The organism is Leptospiraceae bacterium (assembly GCA_025059995.1).
In the GTDB taxonomy this organism is placed as follows: Bacteria; Spirochaetota; Leptospiria; order Leptospirales; family Leptonemataceae; genus SKYB61.
This window is the reverse complement of sequence record JANXCF010000005.1, coordinates 34,835-47,878: the sequence shown is the minus strand read 5'-3', so window position 1 is coordinate 47,878 and position 13,044 is coordinate 34,835. Positions and strand designations below refer to the sequence as shown.

Annotated in this window: 11 protein-coding genes; 5 read left to right on the top strand and 6 right to left on the bottom strand. The window is 32.8% G+C overall.

Annotated features, from left to right (window positions below):
* Positions 1 to 128: 128 nt before the first annotated feature.
* From NZ853_07990 to NZ853_07970, 5 genes are all read right to left on the bottom strand, one after another.
* The gene (locus NZ853_07990) at positions 129 to 1,748 is read right to left on the bottom strand and encodes a methyl-accepting chemotaxis protein (protein MCS7205623.1); all 1,620 of its coding nucleotides are present in this window, start codon (positions 1,746 to 1,748) and stop codon (positions 129 to 131) included.
* Positions 1,749 to 1,831: 83 nt separating this feature from the next.
* Complete coding sequence (locus NZ853_07985) at positions 1,832 to 2,092, bottom strand: helix-turn-helix domain-containing protein (GenBank protein ID MCS7205622.1); 261 nt, start codon at positions 2,090 to 2,092, stop codon at positions 1,832 to 1,834.
* 131 nt (positions 2,093 to 2,223) lie between these two features.
* Positions 2,224 to 5,055 carry an EAL domain-containing protein gene (locus tag NZ853_07980; GenBank protein ID MCS7205621.1) on the bottom strand — a complete coding sequence of 944 codons (2,832 nt, stop codon included), beginning with the start codon at positions 5,053 to 5,055 and terminating at the stop codon, positions 2,224 to 2,226.
* A gap of 23 nt (positions 5,056 to 5,078) precedes the next feature.
* Entirely contained in the window at positions 5,079 to 5,855 is a 777-nt protein-coding gene (locus NZ853_07975) for an enoyl-CoA hydratase-related protein (protein MCS7205620.1), read from the bottom strand.
* Between the two features lie 148 nt (positions 5,856 to 6,003).
* Positions 6,004 to 6,951 carry a DMT family transporter gene (locus tag NZ853_07970; GenBank protein MCS7205619.1) on the bottom strand — a complete coding sequence of 316 codons (948 nt, stop codon included), beginning with the start codon at positions 6,949 to 6,951 and terminating at the stop codon, positions 6,004 to 6,006.
* Between NZ853_07970 and NZ853_07965 the strand changes: the two genes are divergently transcribed.
* The 4 genes from NZ853_07965 to NZ853_07950 all read left to right on the top strand — a co-directional run bounded on the left by NZ853_07965 (position 6,938) and on the right by NZ853_07950 (position 10,202).
* Positions 6,938 to 8,719: a Na+:solute symporter gene (locus tag NZ853_07965; protein ID MCS7205618.1), complete on the top strand. Its 1,782-nt coding sequence runs from the start codon at positions 6,938 to 6,940 to the stop codon at positions 8,717 to 8,719. The genes NZ853_07970 and NZ853_07965 overlap by 14 nt on opposite strands.
* Positions 8,716 to 9,072, top strand: a complete 357-nt coding sequence (locus NZ853_07960; protein ID MCS7205617.1) for a hypothetical protein — start codon at positions 8,716 to 8,718, stop codon at positions 9,070 to 9,072. Before NZ853_07965 ends, NZ853_07960 begins: the two co-directional genes overlap by 4 nt.
* A gap of 40 nt (positions 9,073 to 9,112) precedes the next feature.
* Entirely contained in the window at positions 9,113 to 9,655 is a 543-nt protein-coding gene (gene hslV / locus NZ853_07955; protein ID MCS7205616.1) for an ATP-dependent protease subunit HslV, read from the top strand.
* Between the two features lie 112 nt (positions 9,656 to 9,767).
* Positions 9,768 to 10,202: an Rrf2 family transcriptional regulator gene (locus tag NZ853_07950; GenBank protein ID MCS7205615.1), complete on the top strand. Its 435-nt coding sequence runs from the start codon at positions 9,768 to 9,770 to the stop codon at positions 10,200 to 10,202.
* Positions 10,203 to 10,205: 3 nt separating this feature from the next.
* On the opposite strand, the gene rsmG is transcribed toward NZ853_07950, so the two are convergent.
* Positions 10,206 to 11,699, bottom strand: a complete 1,494-nt coding sequence (gene rsmG / locus NZ853_07945) for a 16S rRNA (guanine(527)-N(7))-methyltransferase RsmG (protein ID MCS7205614.1) — start codon at positions 11,697 to 11,699, stop codon at positions 10,206 to 10,208.
* Positions 11,700 to 11,748: 49 nt separating this feature from the next.
* Between rsmG and NZ853_07940 the strand changes: the two genes are divergently transcribed.
* Positions 11,749 to 12,954, top strand: a complete 1,206-nt coding sequence (locus tag NZ853_07940; protein MCS7205613.1) for an iron-containing alcohol dehydrogenase — start codon at positions 11,749 to 11,751, stop codon at positions 12,952 to 12,954.
* Positions 12,955 to 13,044 lie beyond the last annotated feature (90 nt).

Genomic DNA, 13,044 nt, shown 5'->3' with positions numbered 1-13,044 from the left:
TTGGTAAAATTAAAAAATTGATAAAGGAAAAGAAAATTTTCGTATTGATAGTTTCTTTTTTCATACCACTTAACTGACTTATAACCAAGTATAATTATAAAGTCAAGTATGAAGTATAGTTTTAAAAACTAGATATGATATTCTTTTATAATGCTATGAATATGTTGGATTTCTTTTTCGATTTCGCTAACTTGTTGATGGTTCGTCTGTACTGCTTTCGTTAGTTGTGCAGATTCTTCTAAAAAGGAATCTAAACTTTGAGAAACTTTTTGTAATGAATCCGAAACATTATTGATATATTTAGCGTTTTCTCTTATGGATATGGTCTGTTCTTCAACTGCTGAGACAATCACAGAGTTTACGTTTTCTAAAGTCAAAAAATCTTCTTTAAGAGTGGCCATGGATTGAATTGTGCTTTCTAATTCTTTTCGTATCACTTGGGATAATTCTTTGAGTTTAATAGTATGATTTTTGGTTTCATAGGCCAAGTTCTTGATTTCGTTTGCAACAACAGTAAATCCTTTGCCGTGCTCTCCTGCTGATGCTGCTTCAATAGCGGCATTCAATGCCAGTAAATTTGTTTGCTCAGCAATACTATTAATTGAGTCTGTAAAACTCAAAATTGTTTTAATATGTTCTACTAAATTAAAAATGGTGTGATTGGCTTTTTGCAAGGATTCAGCTGTTTTTTTTGTGATTTCATAAGATTCGGAATTTTTTTTCGAAACTTCTTTCGTCGAAATACTAAACTCCTCCATTGATGCTGATATATTCTGCAAAAGTTTATCGATCTCTTTGATTTGATTAGCCATGAATCGAACTTTTTGAATATATTCATCTGAAAAACTTGCCAACGAATTAGTGGATTGCTTGAGTTCATTATAAACTTCCTGAAGGCGAGAAAGGGTATCTTGAAGTTCTCCTATCATCCCCCCTGCATTGATTAATAAATTTAACAATGCTTTTTCTAAGAAACCAAGTTCATCGTTTCTTCTTGTATTGAAATTTATACTTAAATTTTTTTCTACCATTTCGTTAGTTTTATCAATCAGCTCTTGGATTCTTGCTTTCATATGATCAAGAGATCGAAATGCCAAGGATACAATTAAAACACTTAAAACAATTACAATAATGATGGAAATGAAGAAAGGAAAATTAAGAAAATATTGAAGCAAGAAGAAAATCAGATTGAAAAAAGTAAAGAATATTACATAACTTTTAATTCTATTGATTGGGCTTGTTTGCCTAAATATTGTAGGTTCAAATTCTTTTTTTCCTTCTCGGATTTCCCTATATAAATCTTCATGCCGTTGTTTCTCTTCATTATCAGCACGTCTTCTAACGGAAATGTATCCTATGTTTTTCCCGTTTTTCTTTATAGGAGCTACATTTGCATCTACCCAATAATAATTCCCATTTTTTGATCGATTCTTGACATATCCTCTCCATGGTAAACCCATTTGCAGGGTTTGCCAGAGATCATAAAAAGCACTTCGTGGCATATCAGGATGTCGAACGATACTATGAGGTTTTCCTATTAACTCGCCTCTTTCATACTCACTGATTTCTTCGAAAGCACGATTAGCATAAATGATTTTTCCCGTAAGATCCGTTTTGGAAACCAAAACCGGATTTTCTTCTTTAAAGTGATTCTCTATCGAAGTAATAAACACATTCAAACGTTTCTGCTCATCTTTGATTTTTTCTTTTCTTTCTTGAATAATCTTTTTTAAAACTTTTAACTTCATAGAAATAAATTTTTATTTTATATCGGATTTTTAAAGAATAATTTTGGAATATAGAAAAGAATTTTAATGAAGTAATATAAAAATTAGTAGGAAGTATTTACATTTTCTTTCTGATTTTCGCTCCTTTCTCTTTTTTTCTTTCTTTTTGTTAGATAAATTTGATTCGCAGACTCAGCAATATAAATAGTTCGATTTTCCATCTGTTGGGAATTTCTCTTGAGTTCTCGAGAGATGGTGGATGGGTTTCTGTTCAAAATTTTAGCAATTTTCGTAATAGTATAGCCTTCACCATATAAGCGTTCAATTTCTTTTCTTTCATTTAAACTAAGGTGTTTGTATTTCATATAGATATAAATAATAAAATTCTAAATTTAATGACAATACTTTATCATTATAATCATTATAGAACAGTGTGATAATAAAATTTAAAATTTGGTTTTTTTTATTATTTTTTATTTATACTATTAAATCTAAATTAAACATCAATGTTGTTTATTCTTTTTAACGTCTTCTCGAGTTCTTTTTCTGGCAAAGGTGGTGAGAAAAAGTATCCCTGTGCATATCGAATACCTAGATTCTTCAACAATTCTAAAGTATTAAGATCTTCCAAGCCTTCTGCAACTACTTCAAGATTTAAGCTATTAGCAATAGAAACGATAGCTTCTACAATTCTTTTTTGTTCTTCCAAATGGATCTTTTTTATGAATGTTTTGTCTATTTTTATTATATCCAATGGAAAATCACGAAGTTCACTCAACGAAGAATATCCGGTACCAAAGTCATCAATGGCTATGCGATAACCGATTTTTTTCAACTGCCCTAATTTGGTGATACTATTTTCTTTATCAAACATTGCTAATGATTCCGTAATTTCAATCACAATATCCTTTGCTTCAACACCAACGAAACGTTGGATATCAAAAAGGCTCATCACAAAATAATCCGATTGTAAAAGCCTGCGAGATATGTTAAACGAAATGTAAAGAGGGGTAAATTTTCTGATTTTTTTATAAAATTCCATCGACTTTTTGATTACATACAAACTAAGTTCTTCAATCAATCCCAAGTCTTCCGCAATTGGAATAAATATATCAGGTCCAATGTAAATTTCATTCTGAAAATGCCTTAATCTCGCTAGGACTTCAACTCCTATGATCCTCATGATAAATATATCATAAATGGGTTGAAAATAAGAATATATCTTTTCTTCCGAGATTGATTCTAATATATAGCTTTGAAGTTCAAATCTACTAATAGGAAAACTTCTTTTGGGAAGGTTCGAAGCAAACACAACTTGATAGCGACCACTTTGTTTTGCATGATGTAAAGCTTTATCAGCCTCCCCGAAGAGAACATCTATCGTCAAACCATCAGAAGGATAAATTGCTATACCAATAGAAAAAGTTAAAAAAAATTTCTCACCTTCAATAAAAAAAGGTTCTTTGGCGATTTGTTTCAACCTTTCAATAATTGGGTAAAGGGCTTGCTTATCATAAATGTCTTCAATAAAAAAGACAAATTGATCTCCACCCCATCGATAGATGTTATTTTTTAATTCTGGGAATAGCCTCAATCTTTCAGCAAATAGACTTATCAGCAAATCTCCTAATCTATGACCTAAAAGTTCATTAACATGAAAAAACTTGTCTAAATTTAAGAAACCAACTGCCAATAAAGAACGATTTCTATCTGCTCTTAATATGGCTTTGTATAAATCTTCTTCCAATCGAATTCTATTTGGTAGAGATGTTAATAGATCATACTCAGAAATAAGTATAAACTGCTTTTCAGTAAGATATTCTAAAGTGATGTTTTTTAAAATCCCCTTTATGATTTTTTTTTTATTCTTTCGAACGACAAAAAAATCTCCATCATACCATTCTTTTTTTGCTTTTAACATGATAGGGAATCGAATTCTAATAGACTTTTTATCAATGAACAAGTTATTTATCATCATCCTCACATATTCTTGATAGTCTTGCTGAACAATTTCTAAAAAATTATCATTTACTTTTAGTCTAATATCACTGGAATTTGAATAGTTATTAAAAGAAATAACTTGTAGGTTTCGATCTAATTCAACCACATGAAGCTTTAAAAAATTCAATACTTGTGAATAATTTTTTTGATGCTCAATGGCTTTAAGCACATAACTGAGGTCTCGAACAACTCCTATCAAATTTGTCCCATCTGGCATCTGAATGATAGTTATAGAAACTTCAAGAGGAATTTCTGCTCCTTCTGAATTTTTGAATACCACTCTTAATCTATTATTTTTTAATCTTTTCTTTCTGTAGTAGTATTCAAAGATTTTTCTGAAACGATTGATTTGTACTTCATCTACATAAGCGAAAGGGGATTGATTGACGATTTTGTCTTTACTTGTATTAAGCAGTCTCAAAAAAGCATTATTACAATCAATAATCACATTTTTTTCGACGTTATAAATAAAAACTGCATCGCTTGTTTGTAGAAAAATTTTATAAATGTTTTCATATTTTTTATAGAAATATAGTCTCATGTAATCATTTATGATTTTTAAATTGAGAATATTCAAGGCAAAGTGAATTTTCGGCAGATTTTTTTGAATTTTCTCTGAATAAGCAATCAAATACAAAGTTTCCTGTTCAGTTAACTGAGTTTTGATTCCTATGAGAGCCTGAAGGGCGTAATCCCCTATTTTTTCGCTTGGATAAATTTGATTGAAATCTTTCTCAATTAAGATGAAGCCGGAAAGATCAAGTTTTTTTATAAAATTTTTAGTTAAATTGATTTCTATTTTTTGATTCGATTTTTCGTATTGAAAGACAATATGTGATTTCATGTACTCCTGAATCTGTTCCTTTAATAAAAGAAAACTACCATTGAAATCAAACGCTTCGACAATTTTTTTCAAAAGAGTTTGGATAAGTTCTTCTCCATGCAAAGTAAAGGTCTCGAGGATGATATTGTTCAATATAGAATCTACAACATCTTGATTTTGGATTGTTTGAAATACCAAAAAATAACGATACTTTTGGTCTATGTTTTCAATCAACCTAGCAGTTACTAAAACTGGAACATCTTGTTCTTGAGTCTTTAAGATCAAAGAAAAACTAATTGATTCGCCTTTTTTTATCTGTGTTAGCTGAGAGATTAGAAAGTTTTTTTGACTCTCATCAATAAACAAAGAAAAATCAAATTGTTCTTCTTCTGTTTTAATTATTTCTTTTGCTTTCTCATTTAAGTATCGAACATTCAAATTGTCTAAAATCACTACAGGAAATGTCAGACTGTCAAGAACAGAATATAATTCTTTTTGTTCCATGAATGAGAACCTAAACTTGAGTCTTAGTTTTCTTCAAAATTGGGTTTTTGTTTGTTTAAAAATGCTTGTATTCCGATTTGAGGTTCTTTCTTTGTAAACATTTCTGCAAAAAGGGTGACTTCTCTTTCTAAGGAAGCTGTCAAGGGTAGTTCGGTTCCTGAGTGAACTAACCACTTTGCAATTTTTTGTGCCTCAACTCCCTTATGGTTGAGCATTTTCTTCATTAGTTCTTCGGCTTTGGGAAGTAATTCTGAAATATCCACCACATAATTAACTAATCCGATTTCATAAGCTCTATCAGCTGTGATGGATTCACCACTAAAGATCATCTCTAAGGCTATGCCTTTTCCTACGACTCTGGGTAGTCGCTGTGTTCCTCCGAAACCAGGGATTATACCTAAGCCTGTTTCCGGAAGCCCCATCTTCGCATTCTTAGAAGCAATTCGAATGTCGCACGCCAATGCCAATTCCAATCCACCACCCAAAGCATATCCATTAATGGCGGCAATCGAAATCAGGTCCGAACCAGCTATCATGTTCATGGTCTTATGGCCTTTTCTTGCAAACTCTTCAGCATCATCATAAGATAGATTATGAAGTTCTTTGATGTCAGCTCCAGCACAAAAGGCTTTATCACCTTTTCCCGTGATGATAAAACCTCTCATTTTGGGGTCAGTAATCAATTCTCGAATGGCTTCTCGGATTTCTGATAAAACTTTAGAATTTAAAGCATTCAAAGCTTCTTCTCGATTGAGGGTCAAAATTGCATAGTTTCCTTTTTTTACTAAATCAACATACATACAACCTCCATTTTCTATTCCATAACGATGCCATTTTTATTTCTGTAAATTCGATTTTTTATTGGCATGGAAATTTTTAATTATGATTTGATAATGTTTTATTTGCTTTAATTAGTTTTTGATGACTCAAATCATCTCACATCGAAGTTTAAATTTCTCTTTTATTGACATTGATTATTTTTTGAAAAAGGGAAGGATTCAACTCCCCGACAAAAGAACCAACAAAAAGAAACAAAGCTCCAAAACCTTCAAAAATGGTGATTTGGGTTTTCAAAAAGACCAAAGAAAAAATCAAAGCAAAAACTGGCTCCAACGAATAAATGATAGATGCTTGAACAGGAGAAACTTTCGGCTGATAATAAAACATAATGCCCGTTGTAATCAACGTAGAAAAGAGAGATAAGTAAAGAATGGACAAAATTATCGTGATATCAAAATTTTTAACTTCCTCAAGAATTCCAAACATGTCTGAAAATAAAAAGCTGAATCCAAAGATAACAAAAAAATGAACAATCATAATGGAAAAAAAATTTTCTTTGATTCCATCAATCAGAAGAATGTAACTGGCAAATCCTACAGCACAAAGCAAAGTCAAACCATCCCCCAAAATTATGGAATACGAAAAATCTACAGAGTCTCGCAAGTATGGGTAAAACATCAATAGATTACCAAAAACAATCAAAACCAAACTTCCCCATTGCAAAAGCGTGATTTCTTTTTTTAGAAAAGCTTTCTGAAACACATACACAAACAAGATGAGAGATTGAGTGATAAAAGCGGATCTAGGTGGCGTTGTAAATTCCAAGCCCTTTGTTTGTGTAAAATAACTAAAAAACCCCACAATCCCCAACAAAATCCCTACAGTAAGGGTTTGTTTTTTGAATACTTTTTTTAAAGAAGATTTCCAAAGGAAAATCGCTAGACTCAACCAAAACGCCACAAAAAAACGAAGAAAAATCAGAAGATAAGGATCCATTGAAGCCAATGCTATTTTGATGACCGGGAATGAGCCACCCCAAAGCATGGTGGCAAACACTAAAAAAAAGTATGCCTGATAGTTGAAAGAGAAAAAATTCGCTTTTGTGTTAAAACTCACAGCTCTAGACTATGCAATGATTGTTGTTTATTTTATTGTGGTAATATCCGTTGGTTTTTTTCTTCGTAAAAAAGCAAGTAAGAATTTGTTTTCTTTCTTTGTTGCCAATCGTGAATACCACTGGTTTTGGATTGGGACTTCGATGGTGGCTACGACTTTTTCTGCGGATACTCCTTTGGCCGTTTCGGGAATCACTGCCAATCAAGGTATTTCGGGAAATTGGTTTTGGTGGAGCTGGATTTTGACCTATATGAGCTTTGCCATCTTTTATTCAAAATTCTGGTGGCGAAGTAAAATCATCACAGACGTGGAATTCACAGAACTCCGCTATTCTGGTAAAGAAGCAGCAATCTTGAGGTTTATCAAAGCCTTTTATTTCTCTATTCTTCTTAATGGTATAATTCTGGGTTGGGTTTTTCATTCCCTTTATAAAATCCTTTACCCGATTGTGGATCTTTCTTTTTCTTTGGACTGGTTTGTGAGGATTTATCCTGAGTTTTTGGTAATGGGGAATTATCATCAGACCTTTGTCTCATTGGTCTTGATTTTTGTGGTGGTTTTGTATGCGAGCTTTGGTGGGATACGAAGTGGGATTTCCAATGATGCCCTTCAGTTTGTTGTTGCGATGGGTGGTTCACTTTATTTTGCGTTTTTCGCTCTTTCTTACGTTGGCGGATCAGAAGGTTTGATTTCTCAAATCAAAACATTGTATCCCGATGAAAGTGAGCAGATTTTGTCGTTTTTTCCCAATTCTTGGGATGCTTTGAGTTTGTTTTTGATCTATTTTGGTGTTCAGTGGTGGACCCAGTATTACTCCGATGGCACAGGATATTTGGTCCAAAGGATGAATACTGCCAAAACAGAAAAAGATGCGCAACTCAGTGTTCTATGGTTTTCTTTTGCTAATTTCGTGATACGAACTTGGCCATGGGTCGTAATTGGTTTAGTGGGATTGGTTTTGTATCCAAAAACAAATTGCTTAGGGGATCAACTTCTTTGTCAAGATCGAGAATTCGTGTATCCTGTGATGATGTTTGAGTTACTTCCTGAAGGTTTACGTGGCTTTTTATTCTTAGGATTGATTGCTGCCTTCATGAGCACAGCTGAAACCCACCTCAACTGGGGAGCTTCCTATATTGCAAATGATTTCTATAAGCGTTTTTTTCGACCCAACGCCTCCGAAAAAGAACTCGTATGGGTAAGCAAATGGGGAATAGTTTTGATGGCAATCTTAGGAATTGTCTTTTCAAGTCAAATGGAAACCATCTCTGGAGCTTGGAAGTTTTTGATTGCTATCTCTGCCGGGATTGGTCTTCCACAGATGCTTCGATGGATTTGGTGGAGAATTAATGCATGGAGCGAAATCAGTGGAATGATTTCCTCATTGGTTTTGACTTTACTGGTTTATCTTTATCTTGATGACTTAAAGCCAGAATACCAGCTAATTTTAGTTGCCATCGGAAGTGTAATCATAAGTTTGGTAGTAACGTTACTAACTAAACCAACGGACTATAGGGTTTTAGCTCAATTTGTTGAAAAAGTTCAACCCTATGGGTTTTGGAAACCATATATGGGTTCAAACAAAATTAAGCCTTTGATCAAGGATTTGATCCTTTGGGTTTTAGGTAATATCAGCATTTTGATGTTCATGCTATCGATTGGTTATTTCATTTTTTCCCAATACGTGTATTCAGTTTTGTACGTGATTGGTTCTGTGATTTCTGGTTTACCCGTGATTGTTTCTTTGGTTTTTAACAAAAATTCATGAAAATTTTTCTTGTAGTTTTGTTGCTTTTACTTTCTTGTGTCATGAGTGATGATCAGGTTTCCTCCATCAAAGGCATAGAAGTATATAGCCGAAAAAAAACGATTGAGACCTTTCAAATTTCTTCTTTAAGAGTCATAGAAACATGCCCTTCAACAAAAGATAGTTTGGAGTATATGATAAAAGAAGGTTATAATGATTTTTTTAGTGAGTTATATTACAAAAAAAGTAGTGTAGAAACCTGCAATCTTCTTTTTTTGGCGTTGGAATGTCCTACATCCCGTGATACAGCAAGTATTATTAGTTTTTATAAGAATTTTCTTTATCAATGTAAAATTTCTCCAGTTTTATTTTGAAAATGTTTCACATTTGTTTAATCAGTAAAAAATAAAAAACATGAAGAACAATAAAATTCACGGAACTACTATTTTGTGTGTGCAAAAAGATGGAATGACGGCAATTGGCGGAGATGGTCAAATCAGTATGGGGAATACCATCCTCAAGCATACCGCCAAAAAAATTCGAAAATTAGAAAACCAAAATATTGTCGTAGGATTTGCTGGTTCAACAGCAGATGCCATTACATTATTTCAAATGTTTCAAAGAAAAGTAGAACAATATCGAGGGAATCTCAGTAGAGCTGCTGTGGAATTGGCTCAAGATTGGAGGACGGATAAAGTTCTTCGAAGGTTAGAAGCCCTCATGATCGTTGCCGACAGCAAAGAATCTTATTTGATCTCTGGGAATGGTGATGTTGTTGCATCTGATGATGGGATTTTAGCCATAGGTTCCGGAGGAAACTATGCCTTAGCCGCAGCAAGAGCCCTAAAAAAATTTAGCCAGTTAGATGCCCGCGCAATTGTAGAAGAATCCCTAAAGATCGCCGCTGAAATCTGTGTCTTCACGAATCATAACTTCACGATTGAAGTTATCCCTTAAATGAATGAAATTTTTCTAAATTCTATTTTTGGATTGACAAAAATTTTAATTAAGATAAAAAAGTCTAAAAAATTTAAGTTAAAATCCACAAAAATATTAAAAAGGTGGGAATATGCTTTTTTCAAAGCGATCAAATTATGGCATTCAAGCAGTGGTATTCCTTTATAAGTTTAGAGACAAAAAAAAATTTTTTAAATCCAAGGAAATTGCAGAACAATTAGGCATTAAGCCTTCTTATCTGACAAAAATCCTCCAAGATCTCGTAAAAGAAGGAATTTTAATTTCCACAACAGGACCCGAGGGAGGATTTGCTATCCCTGAAGAAAGTTTTCATATCGATTTATTGCAAGTTTATAAACAATTAGAAAATAAAGAACTTCTCAGTCAATGTGCAATGGGATGGAAACCTTGCAATTCCAATAATCCTTGCCCTTTACATGAACTTTGGAATCAAGCCAAAATGGATATATTTGAAAACCTTTCAAATATAACCATCAAAGAAGCAAGCTATCGTTTTTGGCCTAAGATAGAATATGTCCCTACTTGAGGTTTATTTTCGGTTTTCTAAATAAAACAAAGCAATTCCACAAGATACCGCTGCATTCAAAGAATCGATTTCTTTGCTGATGGGAATAGTGATTTTTGGTAAAGAATATTGATAAAATTCTTTAGGAATGCCTTGTCCTTCTTCCCCAATGATCAAACCGAAGTTTTTAGGAATCACTTTCAATTGTCGAATATCCTCGCCTTCAATATCTAAGAGAAAAATTTTGTTTCGGTAAGAATTGATAAACTTATCTTTATCGTCTTTCAAAGAAAAAAAATTTGCAAGAAAAACTGCTCCACTTGAACTTCGAATGGATTTCAATAAAAACGGATTGGCACTTTCTTTTGTTAACACAATATTCGAAATCCCAAAACCAATCGCAGTTCGAACACAAGCTCCTAAATTCAAAGGATTTTGTAGAGGCAAAATCAAAAAACTTGATGAATAATCAAAAGCTTTTATTTCTTGGATTTCCTTTGTTTCTACCAAAAGATAAGGAGGAGAGTATTCACTTATTTCGAGCTCTCGAACTAGTTCCTTCTCAAGATATACGTATTCTACATTTGAATTTTTGATTAGCTTAAAATATTTTAAGACTTTTTCCTCACTCAATTCTTTTGTAAAAAGAAAGTCTTGTATCTTTTCAGGAAACTTCTCTATGAATTCATTGACAATTTTTTCTCCTGCAATTAAGGTTCGTTTTTCTTTTTTGATCTCTTTGGAGTTTTCTAATTTTTTTAGAAACTTGAAGAATTCATTTTGCTTCGATTCAATCTTTCGAAAACGTAAATACTTCTCAAGCTGAAAGTAATGACGAACTACAGGACTAAGTAAATATTCTTTAGATACTTTTTTTCGAAAAACAATCAAGGTTCTTTCATCTCTTTGCTCTCCTCTTGAGGGAAGAACATAATCATGTTTTAGGATCAATTCAAAATACTTTTCATTCATTTCATTGAGTTCTTCTTGGACATTAGGACCTTTGAGAAATACCAACAATCCCTCTTTTGGTAAGGAATTTGCGGTTCTTATGGCTGTTTCCTTCATGCTTTCTAGAGCTCGAGTTATCACACTTCCACAAGGAACTTGGTCCTTATAAGTTAAGGTTTTATGAATGATTTCGATATGATTCAACCCCAATTCCTTTTTTACTTCTAAAAGAAACTCCACTCGATTTTTTCGACTTTCCACTAAAAGAAAGTTTTGATTTTCCAAAAGTATGGCAAGAGGAATAGAAGGAAAACCCGCCCCCGTTCCTAAATCCATAATAGGAGTTTTTAAAACAAGCCTATATTTATCGAGGATAGGAAGAATCATACATGAATCAACAAAGTGTTTTCGGATGATTTCTTCTAATGAATGAATACGTGTTAAGTTGAGTTCTGGATTTTTTTGTTTCAGAAGTTGATAAAATCGGAAAAACAGTTCTTTTTGCTTTGGATTTAATGGTAAAGAAATACAATCAAAATATTCATCCAAAAGAACAAAGAAATCCATACAACAAAAAAAACTTTACGAATAAAACTTCAACTCATAACTATTGGTTATGCCATTCGAATGGGTTCACTTTCAGTTCCCCATTAAAATCCACATCGAAAAAGACTCAACCCATAAAATGGGTAGCTACATTGCAGATTTCGCTAAAAGAGTTCTTCTCTTTACCATTAAAAACGAACAACGAAATGAAGATGATTTCTACATCCTCAAAACAAGCATGGAAAGAAATGGCATATCTTGTATTGTCAATGATGAACTAACCCAAAGACCTTCTCATGATCAGATTGAATATTTGGCTTATTTTTTGAAGCGCAGTGGAGTAGACCTTGTTGTTGCTTATGGTGGGAAGTTTACGTTTCATATTGCTAGGACCTTGTGTTTTCTGGCAACGAATGATTACTTAGTACAAATTCCTGATGAAGAAGGGCTCCAACGATTTTATCGTTATACAAATGACTTGGTAAATTCTAAGATTGAAATAAAAAAAGACCCCTTACCTTTGATTTGTATTCCCAGTATATTTAGTATGGGAGAAGAGGCTTCTCCAGACATCTTTAACTACGATGAACAAAAGAAAACATTTTTTTATCATAGAGATACCCGATTTTTCCCTCAAGCCATTTTGTTTGATCCAAACATCATTGCAAACATGACAAAATTAGAATTAGCAAGAGCCTCTATGGCAATCATAGCAGCTTCAATTGAAAGTATTCTTTCAAAAAGAAACAACGAAATCATCACAGCTACTTCCCTCAAAGCCATTGATTTGGTCTCAAGAAGTATCCGTACTTTAATGAAAAATCCAGAAAATGAATTAGCGAGGATGAACCTTGCTATTGCCAATGTAGTTTGTGGAATTGCTCACTCAAATACTAGTTTAGGATTAAGTTATAGTATTGCTTTATCCATCCATTTGCTTAGCGGTATGGATTTTTATCAAGCTTATGCGATATTATTACCACATATCATGGAATATAATCTAACTACTTCTGCAAGAACCTATGTTCAGATTGCTCAAGCGTTAAACGAAGACATTGCCCAAATCACCATAATCGAAGCAGCCATCAAAGCCATTGAAGGAGTTCGAAAACTTCATTTGGAACTAGGCTTATCTTATAAATTATCTGATTTTGATTTGCCTAAAGAAATTTTACCAGAGATTTCTCATTTTGCTTCCCAATTTCCTTTAGTTCATAATACTCCAAGAGAATTAGATCGAAATGAAATCGAAACCATACTTTTAGCTGCATACTAACATTTTGGATTTATTATAAAAATTTAACTATTTGATTTTATAAAAGAAATTTCTATCATTTCTTTAAGATAAATTTCTTGATTTTCAAAT